Source organism: Lacimonas salitolerans, from assembly GCF_042677865.1.
Taxonomy (GTDB): domain Bacteria; phylum Pseudomonadota; class Alphaproteobacteria; order Rhodobacterales; family Rhodobacteraceae; genus Lutimaribacter; species Lutimaribacter salitolerans.
The window spans coordinates 27469-43087 of sequence record NZ_JBHUDD010000154.1 but is presented as its reverse complement, the minus strand read 5'-3'; the positions used below and the strand labels follow the sequence as shown (position 1 = coordinate 43087).

Genomic DNA, 15619 nt, shown 5'->3' with positions numbered 1-15619 from the left:
TGTTGCCAACCGTGCCCGATGGGGTGGTGATCACGGGTGGCTGCACATAGGTGTCGACCACAAGCCGGTAAACCTCTGAATCGGCACCGACAACACCGCCCGCCACATTGCGCGCCACGATGGTGTAGTGGCCGGCACCTGCGGTGAGTACCGTACTCGAAGCACCGCCAAGCGGGGCCAATTCATCTGCCGCCTCATAAATGTTCACAGCCGCAATCGAAAGACCCTGTAGTGTTCCCGCAAACGTCAGGGTGAAGGCCCCGTTTGTGTGGGTTACCTGTAGGTCAACACCCGGGTAGGCCCCGAGGGCATCTTCGATCGCCAGCGCCAGCGCATCTGCTGTAATGTCCGAGGGCAAGCTGGCGGTCACAAACTCCGAGCCATCTAAGCTGACCCCCAAGCGGAAGTCCTGCCCTGCAGGCAGGGTGAGGGTTTGCACCGTGTTGTCGTTGGCCAATGCCGTACTGGTTTCCACGGTCCAGAAACCTGATTCGTTAGCTACCGCATCGCCCAGATCAGTGTAGCTGTAGGTGTTGTTAGCGGGGTCGGTGAGTGTACGGACAGACACCCGCACCGTGCTGCCCGCCGCAGCTGTGCCAAGGAAGGCGGGTGTGGTGTCGTTGGTGCGACCGTCGGCTGGACGCCCGCTGTCGACATCGATCGCCAGAATTGTGGGCAAGCTGCCTGCGGCTGGCGTGACGGCGACCTCATCGCTGTTTGCACCGATGGTGCTGTAATTCCCGAAGGCGTCCACCGAGACGGCGGCAAAACGGTAGCTGCCCGGCTGCAAGGGACTGGTCGTGATCTGCCAGCGCACGTCCGGTGTCAAGGTTGCAGTGCCCGTGCCGCCTGTCAAAGTGGTCGGATCGGTGATCTCCAGGCTGGCACCGGCTGCCGTCAGCGCGCGCGAGAGCACATAACGGCCATCTTGGTAGACCACGCCCTCGGCGCCTACCAACGACACCGCGTTGAGGGCTGCAACCACATCCTCGGGGGTGGCGTCGAAGGCTAGTGCTTCCGTCTGCTCGGTGTCGTTCGCGTTAGTCACGGTAATCGTGAACGTGCCGCTGGTGGCACCAGCAAGGTCGATGGCATAGGTTTGCAAGGCCACGCCCTGCCCCACAGCCCCAATAATGCCGCCGCCAGCGCCCTCGTCGCGGGCAAACAGCAGAACCTCGGTCAAGGCGGGCGCGGTCCCCGTGACCTGCACCGTCTCGCCATTGACGACCGCAGTGCTGATGGTCGGCACCGTGGTGGGCTGGGCCACCCGCACTTCGACCGTGCGCGTCAGCTCCATGGTACCGGCGTCACTGGTGGCGCTCAGGACGAAGTCGCGAGCACCATCGCCCAAGGATTCCAATTCGGCCAGGCTCAGCGTCAACGACCAGTTGGTGCCAGTCAGGCTTGGGGTGAGGCTGGCCTCTATAGGCGTCGCACTGCCCTCCACTGACAAGGTCACGCTGCTGACATCCTGGCCGGCCGTGCCTTGCAACACCACACCCTGACCAGCCTCGGAACGGGTGATGACATCATCGCCCGCCACCACGCCGAACTGCACTGCAGGCGCGCCGCTGGTGAAGGTCACAGCATTGGACGCCGCGCTGGTGAGCGTGGTGCTACGCGCCGTGGCCAGCAACACCGTGCCAGTGGTCAGACCGGGTTGACCTGTGAGATCAAAGGACCAGTGGCCGTCAGCGTCCGCTTTGACCGTGCCCCCCAACAGTTTGTTGTCTGGATGAACGCTGGTTTTGTAGATATCCACCTCAGCGCCGGCATCGGCACGACCCGCCACGCGGGCCACCTCGGTCGCCGAGCCACCGCTGATCAGCTCAATCTGGGGCGCAGCAGGTGTGCCCTCAAAAGCGCTGGTCGGCAGGGGAAGGTCAATCGTGCGGGTAATGGCGTTACCGCTGTCGAGCGTCTGAACGCTGTCGACCGTGATACTGGCCGTGGCAAACACCGCCGACAAATCTGCCCCTGTACCACCGTCGGGCGTGGGAATGGTCACTGTGGGCAATGCGTCATAACCGCTACCCGAATTCGAGACCGTGACTGCCGTGATCACCCCTCCAGCAACCGTGGCTTCTGCAGTGGCAGTTGTTCCGCTGGCGGGCGCCAACAGCGTAAGCCCCAGCGTGCCGCTGCCCCCACCAAGGTAACCCGTTCCGCCGCTGCGGATGTCGATGCTGCCGATGGTGCCCACCCGGCTGTCCAGCTCAACCTCCTGGGCTTCCGACAGCTCATAAGACCAAGAAGACTCGCTGCTGTTGAGCGTGACGGTGGCATTGCCTGCGGCGGTCACTACAGAACTGAGGGCCAGATCGAGCGTGTCGCCCACAGTGTAGCTGTGGTTGTTCGGCAGCGTGACCTCTATGGTGAGGATCGACTTGTCTTCGTTGAGCGTGGCGGTGGCTGTGGCGCCGGTGGCTGTGCCAAGCGAGCCATTGGTGAGGCTGATCTGAGGCACCAGAACAAAAGCCGTCTGGGAGGGCAACAGATCACTGGCCTGCAAATGGATGCTTGCTACTGCAACCCTGGCGTCAAGGAAGGCCCCAGTGGCACCAACTGGCAGAGCAAATGTCTGGGCAGAATCTTCCGGCGTGATTACGAGCTGGTCGTTCTCCACCGTCACCGCGATGGACGGACTCTTGTCCAACTCGGTCGCAAGTTCTGCCAGCGTGGAGACCTCACTGAAATCGACGTCTGACATATCGACATCAACCCCGCCCACAGTGAAATTGAGCGAAGCCACGGCCGCAGCCTGCGCGTCGGCCAGCGTAACCACGAGTTTCTTCTCACTGTCAGACAGCGTGAAGCTGCCCAGCTCCTGCGGGGCAGCGATCACGGGTACCTCATCGAGGTCGGGCAGCGGCTCGGGCGTGATCGTCAGAATCGGAGTAGAGCTAAAAGTGGTGGACGACGATGGAATCGACAGGATCCCCGTATCGCTCAGCGTCGCCATGCCAGTCAGGGTGTTCGTGCCATCAGTCAGGGTGAAGGCAGGTGCAACCGCGTACACGCCATCGCTGGCAAAGGTGATGGACTGTACTACGCGCTCGACTGGCGCGCTCTCGGCGTGACCGCCGTTGACCGACACCCAAACCTCGCTGCCGGTGGTCGTGCCCTTGAGGGTGATGGTGCCAGCACGCTCCAGTGCATCGACCACATCATCGCCCGTCACGGGCACAAAACTCAGACCCTCGCCAGTCACGGTGTGGTTGACTACAGCCGAGGCTACCCCGGTGTTGCCTGCCACATCGGTGGCCTTGGCGGTGATGGCGTAGTCGCCCGCTGCCAGCGCAAAGTCGGGCGTGAAGGACCAGTCCCCGTCTTCATCGGCCTGCGCCCGGCCTAGCAGACCAGCATCTGCAAAGACCGAGACCAGGCTGCCCGCTTCAGCGGTGCCTGAAACCGTGGGACGCCCATTGGCGCCTGTGATGTCAAGCACTTCAGGCGCCGCCGGCGCCGTGGCATCGAGCACGATGGCTTGGGTGGTGGTGGCAGACACCACACCCGCCAAATTGGTCGCCGTGACCTCCAGGGTCAATGTGCCATCTTCGGTTTGATCCGGCAGCTGCACTGTCCACAGGCCCGTCAACGGATCGAGTGTGATCGCGCTGGATGCGATCGTCAGCGCAGTGGTGGTGCCAGGAACGGCCGCCGCCACCCACGTGGCGGTGACGTCCAAGCTGGTGCCCACGGCCACGCTGCCGGTCACCACGAGGCTTGATCGGTTTTTGGTAATGAAGTCGGCCTGACCGCTATCGCCCAGCATACTGCCGATCACGGGTTGGTTGGGCGCCACGGCCTGGATGTTGACCCCCAGGACGCGCGTGATTTCATTGCCCGCAGCATCCACCGCCCGCACGCGGAAGGTGGTGGCCCCGTTGCCCAGCAGGGCGTAGTCGGCATCGGTCAGCGCATAGCTCCAAACGCCTGCGGTGACGGCAACCTCTTGCTCATCAGCACCACCGAGTTTGAGGAAGACCTCGCTTTCGTCGGAAGTGCCCTGCACCGTAACCCCGCTGCTACGATCGGCCACAGTGAGGGTGATGTCCGTATCGCTGGCCGTGCCAGAACCTATCGCGATGCCGGCCGTTAGCGTCGGCGCCACGATGTCCTTGGACACCGTCTTGGTGAGGGTGTAGGCGCTACCGCGTGCATCTTTCACCGTGATGTCTAGTGTGGCGCCAAGGAGCGCCATATCGGCAGCGGTAAGCCGGTAATACCAGTTGCCGCCCTCTACCCAGGCCTCGCGGAGGTTAGCGGTCGAGCCTGGGGTCAGGTTCAGGCTGACCGAAGCGCCGGGCTGCACCGTGCCGCTGAGCACCAGGCCTTCAAAACTGCTGCGCTGGTTGATGACGATCGCGGTTGCATGCCCGCTGAGGGTGATGGCGCTGGACGGCAAATCAGGCTGGGTGCCGATGGAGAGCTGGTAGGCACCAGACAAACCGCTTTCCACCCCGTCGACCGTGGCGGTGGCACGCAACTGCCACAAACCGTCGGCCAGCGTCAGGCTTGAGGTTGTCCATTGGCCGCTTTCATCGGCGGTGACCGTGGCCAACTCCGTGGTCGCGCCATCCAAATAGATACGGATGCTGGCATAGGCAGGGCCGGTGCCCGAGAGATTTCCACCCGTGGCAGTGTCACCAGAATAGTTCGCAATGGCTGGTGCATCGGGCACAGCGGTCGCCACCACGATCGTCGCGTCGGCCGATGTTTGGGCCACTGTGCTGTTTTCGTTGAGCACCTTGGCCACCAAGGTGTGGGTGCCCTCGGCCATGGTGGGCAGGGTGGCATTCCAGTCGCCGTTCTGGTCAGAGCGCACTTCCGCCAGCTGAGTGCTGCCAACAAACAGGGCCACGCGGGCAAAGGGCGTGCCGGTGACTTGACCTTGGATTTGGGGCTGAGCACTGTTGAAGGTACCACTGCTTGTGATGCTCACCGCGCTCCAGCCCGGTGTTTGCGCAGTGCCCGTACCCGTGATGCTGCTGAAGCTGCTGGAATACGAGACGTTGCCGGCCTCATCACGCAACACCGATTGCAGTGTCCAGGTCCCTGAGGGAATCTCGTTCAGGTTCCACGACGGTCCAGTACTCAAATCGGTGCCATCGGCCAAGACTTTCCACGCGAACACCCGCCCATTGGCATCTTCCAGCGTCATGAGCTGACCGGCTTCGGCACCGCCGCGGGTGGTGAGTTCAACGCGGCCGGTGGCCTCGATGGTCATGCGGTCCAGGTCAAGGGTTTGACCGGCGCTGACCGATACATGGCCGTTGGTGGTGCCGACAGGGCTTTGTGCACGAATGGCCACCTGGTTGTAAGTCACTGTGCCCTGGTTGAGCGTGATGGTGCCGCTGAACTGCTCCTCGCTGACTGGGCGCAGCGCATAAGCATGTACCGCCTGGCTATCGGCCGCGTTGGTTACGGTGGACAAGGTGAACATCTCGCCCAGGCTGCCAGCGACCTGCAGCGTGCCGCTGGCACTGTGGGTGAAGCCTGAAACCACGACGCTGCGGTTGTCACCGCGGGTCAGAGTGAGAGTGCCGGCCGGATCGCCCAATGATGCCGTAATGCCTGTGGTACTCGTCTTTTCGTTTATGGCGGCGACCAAAGCCGTGAGGTCATCAGGATCAGCGATCTCGGCCGATACCGTGGGCGCGAGCGCGTCAGACGCATCGGGCGCGCCCAGCTTGAGAGTGACGATGCCAGACTGCGACAGCGCAGACAACACCAGCTCTGCGCGCAAAGCGGCAATGGTGCCTGAGGCCACTTGGGTCAAACCCCGGTCCATGACCTGGACCACCTTGCCCGCGCTCACATTGGCACTTGAGGGCGTCGGGATCACAGTGCCGCTGGCATCGTCCAGCCGCAGCGTTCCGGTGCCACTGACATTATTGGCCAGCACCTTGAGCGCTGTGCCCGCTGGATTCGTCCGGAAATCCAGTGCATCAAAGACGTACCAAGTCTCATTACCGATCTTGCGGTGATCCACCCAATAGCTGCCTTCAGGGTCATAGGCCGCGCCGTTCTGTTCGGCAGGCGCCTGGCCTTCAAGATATCGCACCCCTTGAGCCGTCTCCACCACCCGCAAACCAGAGAGCGTATCGCGCACCTGAATTTGGCGTGGCGAGCTGCTATCGGCCGACAGCACGATGTTTTCAACGGCAACCACATTGCCGTCCACAAGCAAAGCTGTGCTGATGGGCGCATTGATCGTGATATCGCGGCCAGAGACCAGCTCGACCCGGGTGCCCGCAAGGACGGGTCTGCCTGAAAGGGTAGTGATGGCATCGGTCGCTCCTTGAGCAATGCGCAGCTCCCGCGACACCTCGATCGACTCGCCCGAAACCACCTTGAGCATTCGGGCCTGATAGGCCTGCTGGGTGGGCAAACTGAGGTTCTTACCAGCCAACAAATTGAGTGCCATCGGCGCATCTGTCCAGTCGCCCGAAGCGGTTGACAAGGACAAGGTCTGACCCGCATCCAGCGTGAGCGAGCCACCGCTGATGATGCGGTTTTGACCGTCGACCTGACCTGGCTGAACCGTCAAGTCACCCTGTGTGGACTGCAGCACGATGCTGGCACCCACAGTCTGCGCGTGAACTTTGCGCACATCCAACGCAGCGGTGGAGCGAATATCAATTGAACCCGCAGTGGCCACCACATCGGTCAATCGCAGCTGCGTGCGCCCAGGCAAGTTGCTGTCTGCAATCTGGATATCGCCGCTACTGGTCGTCACATGGCGCAGTTCAGCCAGGTTGGTGTTGAGTGAGGTGATGCCTGCGGTCGCCTGCAAACGGGCCGATCCGCCCACCAACGACACATCTCCTCGACCTACCACAGCCAGGTTCACGCCGCTGCCTAGACCACTGATGCGCCCAGCACTGGTTTGCACGTCGATGTCAAGGGGCAAGGCCGCCACCAAATCTTGCTGCGCACTGGTGGGGCTGATGCCGCGCAAATCGCTGCGCCCCGCCTCAACCTTCCCCAACGACAGGTTGCCTGCGGCATGCACCACGATGGCTCCATCATGGGTGGTGAGACGCTCTAGGATCACATCGCCCGTGCGCGTGAAATCCAATTGGATATCACCTGTATCCTGTGTATCGCCCAGCCGCCCGGCTGTCACCCGGCCATCGACAGCTGCCACATTGAGCTCAACCAGATCCACACCGGTACTGCTGGTGAAGGTCAATCGGTCGGCGGTGATGGTCTGACGGTCGGCCACCAAGTCGGGCTCCTGCCGCACCGCGCCTGCGGCCACCACGATCTCACCCCCTGTGAGCATACCCAGCTTGACCGCATGACTTTCGTTGGTCGCCAAGCTGATCAGATGGCGCGCCTGTTGTGGACCGGCCACCGCGTCCAGAACTGTCAGATGCCCAGTGCCAGTGATGCGGATCGGACCACTGGCTGTGCTCACCTGATTGACGACCGTATCACCATAGGTCAGCAGGTCGATCTGGCCCGCCAGACTACTGTGGGCGGTCAGCGTTTGAGCCTGCGCCAAGAAGGCCCCTGTAAAGGCGGCATCGCCACTGACATGGTGGCGGGCATTGAGCACCAAATGCCGCGCCACAATGGGTGCGCCGCGTTGTGCATCTTCAAACACCTCCCCAGGCGCGACCGTGGCCTGCGCGTTGTAGAGGCTGCCCCCAGCTGCGGTAAGCGTGATAACGCCAGCATCTTCGTCGCTGGAAGTGGCCTCAATCAGGCTTTGCGACAGCACCACATCACCCTGAACATCGCCAGCAATGAGGCTGATGCTGCCTGCTGTGCTGACCAAGCGTGTCGTCAGTTGACCGCTCAGCCCACCCATACCCGTGGTGCCGGTGCCAGCAGTGGTCTGCCCCGCCGCCAACGCGATGTTGCCGACGGCCAGCATTTGGCCATGGGCCGCCACTGATTGCCCGGCGCGCATATCCACCAGCCCCCCGGCTCGGATCAAACCCGCATGGCTGAGCTGACCTGCCACAGTCACCAAAACGTCGGCCTCACCGGCATTGGCCATCCCAGCGGCGGTTGTCGCTTCGCCATCAAGTTCATAACCCGCTGTGATCACCGAAGCACTGTCCAGAGCCAGATCGCGACCGACCTTGAGCGTGACGTCACCCGCCACACGCAGCTCGCTCATGGCCAGCAGCACAGCGCCCTCCACCGCTTTGCCTTGAACGGATAAATCGCGACCGGTGAGTATGTATGCATCACCACCCGCGGTCATGCGGCCCGAGAGCACCGCATCGCGGCCCGAGAAGATGTTCAGATCGCCCACGGCAATGCTGTCGCCACCAAATCTGCCGCTCGATTGGCTGGACTGGCCATCCAGGCGCTTGGATACGGTGTCGGTCCGGTCCTCGAGGGTGGCCACATCGGTATAGAGCGTGACCTGGGCCACTGTGGGCACCTTGGTTTCGACCTCAAAGGTGCGGAACTTGGGCTGGTTGGTGAACAGGTCGGTAACGGTGCTTGTCCAGTTGTAATGCAGCGTGCCACGCTTGTCAGTAATGGCGGTGTTGGTGCTCGTCCAGTCGTACTCGCGCACCTGAAAAGTTTCGTAGGTGTAGTAGGGCAAGGCCCCGCCAATGCGGCTGTCAAAGGCCTGCGATGCCACACCTTGGAAAGTACGCAGGACCTTGTAATTAGAACTGACGCTTTGCGCTGAACTCACAAACCCTGCCGGCGCAATGTTGAAGGCGGCCCCTAGCGTGTTGCTGGTGTTGCTGGACTGCTGGCTCCAAGCCGGGTCAATGGCCACCTTGGCCGGTGTGCCAGCGGCATAGTTCGCCTGGTCTGCGCCTGTGAGCACATAGTTTCGCTGCCCGGTTCCTGCTTGGTAGCTCACAGTAAAGCGTTGCGGCGAGTTGTCCACGTCCCGGTAGCCCGACAGGAAGAGCTTGTACGTGCCTGTTCGCCGACCGGATTCCTCCCATGGGTAGGAGCCTACGCTGATGTAGTGCACACCGGAGTAGCTGGGGGTGAAGGTCAGCTGCGAGTCATAGCCAATGCCACCGTCGTCATTGCGGGCGAGTTCCCTTCCGCTTGAGTTATGCACATAAAGGTAGGGGTCATAAAGGGTTCCGTTACCCGAAGCCGCGCCACCGAGATAAATGTTGTAGCTCAGCCCCGCCGTCAGCGTGACCTTGAACCAGTCCAGGTCACCGGCAAAATGCATCAGACCGGAGGCGTAGGAGCCGGGATTGATGAAGCCCGTCGTTCCCGTGTTTTGCGCCCCGTTACCCTCACGGCCAACAGCGGCCGACCCGCCACCGGTAAACGCGCTGCGGTCTTGTGTGTAGACCGCCTTTGCCGTGTCAAAGAAGTGGCCCACAGTCACTGTGGCCGTACTCGAAGGCTTCTCGCCGGTGACCACCTTGAGTACATCGGCCTCGGCACCCACTGGCAAATAGATCCACTTATCGCTCCAGCCGGGCACATTGATTTTCTGAATGTGCATGGCCGGATTGGCTCCCGACCACTCGGGCACCCAAGTTTCTTGTGTAGGATTGCCGTTGACCACACGCTTGGTCACAAAGTCGCTGGCCGAGAAGTTGTACAGCTTTTGAAAACCCAGTTGAGCCAACACCGCGTCACGGTGGGCATCGGTGGGCAACTGGCTGAATGTCGGCTGCAAGCCATTGATCAATGGCGGTGCACTCAAACCGGCTCGGCTCCAATTGATTACTGCACTGGTGCCGTTGCTGCTTGACGCATTGCGGTAGTCCACCCCCTCAACGAACCAGGTTCGAGTGGTTTTGGTGGCACCATTGTAATAGCCCGTCTGCGTCAGCGTCACCTTCATTTCGTTGTAGGTGTAGCCGTTTTTGATGCGCTCAAAACCGTCGGCCTCTGTCACGGTGGTCTTGACGAGCTTGGTCACTTCGACATCGATCACACGGTCCACCACTTGGGTGTAGCCTGTGACCACTTGGTAAGTGACTGTCTCGCTGCTGATTACGGGTACCGACACGGTACGGCTGCCGCCAGAAACAGCCCCGGCATCGAGAACCACATCCGTACCAGCCAATAAATTCAGGGTGCCTGTGCGGATGGTCTCAACCCCCGCAGTGCGCAATTGCGCCGCTTCAAGCATGTAAATGCTGCCCTGGCCCAGCGATGCGCGTAGCGCGTCGAGCGCCGTTTGATCGGCTTGAATGCTGCGGGCCGCGCTATTGTCGAGGCTACTAGACAAACCCGCACGTACATCTACACGGCCGCTGGGTCCTGCCAAGGTTTGGACCTGACCGCGGATGTAAATATCGCCTTCGGCATTGAGCCAAATTTGGTCATGGGCCGATAACAGGCCATCGGTGTGCAGCTCTTGTGCACGCAAATGCATCCAGTCACCAGCTCTTAGCTCAGCGGCATCCAAACCACCCGAGGCCCCCTGAACGTACAAGAGGCCAGTGGCCGCCAACTCCAGCTGGCCTGCCGAACCACGGGCTTGTAACAAAGCGCCCGCGAACACATTGAGGTCGCTTCCAGAGACCAATATCTGGTTCTGGGCATGGATATCAGCATAGATGTGAGTCTGCGACTGCGTACTCCCGTTGACCGTGACACTCGCCACGCGGGGGGACAAGATGCCGGGTGTTGGCGTCTCATACAACTGCCCAATAGCCCCTTCGAGCCGCATCAGCCCAGTCGCTGACAGGGTAATGCTGCCGCCCAGTGCCGTATCCACAATCGCTCCGGTCAAGCGGACCGGCGCACCACCAAACTGCGTCTGTGCTGGGTCGTCATTGGTGCTCACACGATACGCCTGCAGGAGGTTGTCCTCACGCACCACCTCGCCATTATCCGCGAGCACCACCCGGCCCTGGGCATCCATCCACTGGCTGTTTTCATCGACAAAATAAGTGCCAGACGCGGTGTTGCCACGCGCCGTATTCATACGATAGACGAGCGCCGATGTTGCAAGTGACAGACCGGCGCTGTCGCTCTGCCCACCCGTGAGCGAGACACTGGTGTGGCCAAGCACAATACCACTCAGACCGAGCTGGCGCCCTGCTGTGATTTGGACGGTACCACCGCTGGCCTCGGACTCCACAAATCCCTCAACCCTGAGGTCAGTAGCTGACGACAAGTTCAGCGAGCGCGTCACTGCACCACGCCCATCATCCACAACCGCCACTCGGCTGTTGGCGTCGATCCACAGGCCACGGCTGGCTTGGCTCAAACCACTGCCGCCCTCAATATGGATCTGACCTGTGGCCAACACGTTGGCACCGTTCTCCACCGTGGATGGAGAGGTGCTGCTGTTAGCTCCAACGCCCAAGCGAGCACTATCGGTGGCGGTGATGCTCAGCGAGGCATTGCTAGCGCTTACGACTTCCGCGGCGCTGCCAGCGGCATCGAGTTGGGCACCGGCAAAAACGGTGCCAACAAAGCGCGCGGTACTTGCATGCAAATCAATGGTGGAGGCCAAGCCTCGTGTCATCAGCAAAGCACCTGAATGAACTCCCAGGTCATCGGCGTAAATCAACAACGAGCGACCGGCCTGCAACACCGAACCTTTTTGTGAACCCGGTGCCGCACTAACGGGATCACCAAAATAGACACGCGCAGCGTCGATGCGTACCGTATCGGCCGTCAGGCGGTTGTCGTAAAAAAGCGCCTGATTACCGGCCTGCAGCCACACATCACCCGTAGCGCTCAGGTTGCCTCGTATGAGCGCATCGCGCTGGGCGATCACCCGGATTTCGTAGCTGTCGTCCGAGCCATCGGACAGGCCATTGTTGTAAGTGCTGGTGATGGGGCCATCGAGCAACACATCGACCCCCTTGAGTGTGAGGGCACCAGCCGCTTCGATCCGCCCGCTGCTTCGGTTGAGATTGAGCAGGCCCAGTTCGGACTCGATCAGGATCGGCTGCGAACTTTGTTGGGTCTGAACCGCACCGTCAATCAACACATGATTGGTGCCCACCAACTCAACCGCCCCGTCGGCATCGGTCGTCACAATGCGCGCGGTGTTTTGCACCACCAGGCTGTAGAAACCATCAAGTACAGTCTCAGCCTGGGTGACAGCGTTGGTGATGACCAGTTGACCATCCACAATGCGCTCGCCATTGCCGCCGCGCAGTTCGATGCGATCAGCGGCCTGGATCAGACCGAACACGGTGAGCGAGCGGTCGGCAGAGATCACCACATCGCTACCCGTCCCGCCGGCAATGATGCTGCCCTTGAGCACCGCCTCATCCCCCGCCGCAAAACTGACGCTGCCATTGAGTGTTTCGAGCACACCGGTGAAATCAAGATCCACTTGCTGGGTGTTGAGGTTCAGTGCGCTGTAGGCCCGCAGCTTGCCCGCAATATACTGCAAGCCATTGTCCGTGCTTGCGCTGCCAATGTTGATGACCGAGCCTGCACCAGCGGCATCCAATGAGAAACGGCGGCTGGACTGAAGGCTGGTGCTACCCGGTGCAAAACCCACACCAATAGCCGCCGCCTGGCTGGTCAGCGTGACACCATCTTGGACCGTCGAAGCCAGTAGAGCGATCTCATAGGGCCCAACCAAACGCAGACGACCATCGCGGAATTTAACGGCTACATCCGGCTGAGATTCTGAAAAATTAGGCACTGAGGCGAGCCCGGCGTAAAGGGTATCGAGCGCCGGCAACACACCGCCTTGGCTCTGGGTGACACGCCACTGCGCGCCCAAGAGCTTGGCGTTTAGGGCCGCCTGCAGATCCGAAATCGTAGTGAAAGCCGCTGTCTCTGCTGCGGCCAGTTCGACCACCGCCTGAATGTGGTAGCCGATCTTGTCGATCTCGACGATGAAACGGACATCGCTGTCGAGTTGGCCATTCGCAGAAACTGGCCATTCGGGCAGCAGCAACTCGTTAAGGTCGGCTGGTGCCAAGATATCGACACGACCCGGCGCATGCAGGTTGATCACGCTGTCTTCGCGCAAGGTCGTGACACTGGCCGAACCGAAAAGCACGAGTCCTCGGCCATCGTGAGGGAAACCAGCCGTCTGTGTCCGGGTGTCGACGCCACCCACCAAGTCAATTCGCTGACCCGCCGTGAGGTCTGTTCCGATGATGAGCTGACGGTCTGCGCGCACCTCGATCACCGAATCAACGTCGTAATACGTGAGCGAGCGGCCGATGTATTCACCTTGTCGCGTGACCATGTCACTGCGACCACCTGCAATCACCAGCCCGTCCATACGCACGTCATTGACACCGTACAAGCGTACCGTGCCATCAACATAGGTTTGACCTTCGTTCAGGCGGCTGCGACTGCCATCTGCGGCATATGTCCAAGTGCCCTCGACCACTATCTCCGAGGCACCGTAAACCCACAAACCTGTACCAGAGACATCGCTACCACCCCGCACATCGATCAGTCGGCTGGCATTCAAGTAGCCCGCTGCCTCGACCACATCACCCGCCTCGTTGCGAGTGGTGCCGCCCACAAAAACGCGACCGCTGGAGGTCACCAACAGATCGGATTCACGACCCGACCATGCAACCGACTGCGACACCAATTGACCGGACTCAAAGCTCTGAACCAAGCGGCCACCCGCGGTGATCGTGCCCATCAGTTCGATACGGCCTTGGCCCTCGACGGTCACAGTGCTGCCGCTGCCATTAGCCCCCAAACCCGCACCGGTGATGCCGCCTGCCGAATTGATAAGCACCGATAGTGGGTTATCCACATCGCTGACATCGCTGACAGCGCCCATCACCAGGCCGTTCCAGTGATCATCTGCGCCCGGTGTGCCACCCACCAGACGCACATTGCCGCTGGCCAGCAAACCCGACTCCAAACGCACTTGTTGATCCGCCTGAATGTCAATCGAGGCACCCCCGTTCCCAGCCGTATCGAGCGTGAAACTGGCGCCAGACGCACCATAATTGCCACCCGCCAGCACCAGGCCAAACACATCCACGTCTTGTTTGCCGCGAACAGTGATGGTGCTGCCTGCCTCAGAAGTCATCAGTTCAGAAATGGTGTGCACATAAACACTGGTGCCACGGCTATCGGCACCTGTACCTTGAGCGGCTGTGTCGGCCATGGCGTATCCACCCAAGACTTCAATGCCGCGCGTCGCACGCAATTTGGCTTCTACATAGACCCATTCATCTGACTGCAATGTGACACTGGATCGTGCACCCCGGGCTGCCACCTCGCCACGCACAATCAAGTCCTGACCCGATTGCAAAAGCAGCTGTTGATCGGCCCCCAGACTGATGATGTTGCCGCTCACCAATAAGCCATAGCCCCCGGTGTGGGTGGCCATATAGGGCAACTGGGCAGGGTTGAGGCTGGAGAAATACCCCGTCTTGTTGTAAATGCTGTATTGCGGCTTGTATCCAGGTGCGCTGGGGTCCACGCCGTCATGGGCGATGTCGTACGCCTGATCACCCGCCTCCACTGTCAGCTCACCGCTCAAAGTGATCAGGCCACCAATCAACATCTCCTGTGCTGATGCCAGCGTGACGCTGCCATCGGTGCCCGAAATCACTGTGGTATTTAGCACCGAGTCAAACCGCGTGCCGGCTTGGATGCTCGATCCGATGTTGAGCGCTAACACATCATCAGAGCGCAACCGGATATCTGTACCATTTTGTTGCCCAACGATGCTCGCGAGTTCGTGCAAGATGACTGGGCCTTGCGTCTGAACATCGAGCCGATTGTACTGGCCCCCCAACACTATCTGGCCCCGCTGCTCCAAGCTGCTGGGTAAATCAAGCGATACCGTGTTGTAGTCGCCTGTGACTTCAATACGCCCCAAAGTGTCCAGCGATAGGCTTGTGGCGCCATAAGGCGAAGCCGCTGCACCACTGAATATAAAGACTCGATGATCAAAAACCCCGAGATCCAGCGCGCTGGGTGCGGTCAAACCACGGTTCTGCAATTCCAGAACCGGGATATTGAGCCGCCCAGAAAGACTGCCGCCAAAGCGTACACCCAAGGCATCGTTGACACTGATCTCAACCCCTACAAGACCCGCCGTGCTGGCCGTTGAGTCAGGTAGCGCTGTGCGGCTACCCGTGTCACCCGAGAGCACGCCCTGCAATGCGCTTTGCACCCTGGCAGAGAGCACCGAGCGGTCGAGCGCCCACTCGATATTGGCGGTCTCATAACGCACGCCATCGAGATCCAGCCGCAGGCCAAATGTCCCGCCGGTGGCGCCCAGAATGCTCAGTGTCTGGTGCGTGTCCTGCATCACATCGGTCTCGACACCGCTGATGCGAATCCTGACGGCCTCAGCCGGTGCTTGGGCAGTGCCACTGGCCGTGCCCACGATCCAGCCACCCACAACCATTTGCTCGCTCACATCCATCACCACCTGGCGCGCTGTGACGCCAGAGTCGCCCAACTGCGTCGGCGCCTTAATGTTCGAGCCCAGCACATTGAGCTTGCGAGCATTGAAACTCAGCAGGTTGTCCGGCGCCTGCACATCGCCTGCGATGTAGAGTTCATCAGCAAAAAAGTACGCATCGTCCAAGAACTGCGATCGCTGGGCATCGGCCGAGCGACTCAGATTGGGGTTCATCTTGACGGCGGTGGTCTGCTTGGCATCCCCAATGAACATCAAGTTGCCAATGTCGGTACGACCGATCTCTATGCGGTCAAAACCATCGCGAAGCGCGTTGAGGTCGCGGGC

General features: G+C 60.8%; 1 protein-coding gene (cut by both window edges). It reads right to left on the bottom strand.

Positions 1–15619, bottom strand: part of the annotated coding region (locus ACFTOW_RS17435) for an Ig-like domain-containing protein (RefSeq protein ID WP_379918076.1) (this coding region is incomplete at its 3' end). The annotated region is longer than the window, extending 11725 nt past the left edge and 26403 nt past the right edge; 15619 of its 53747 annotated nt are in view.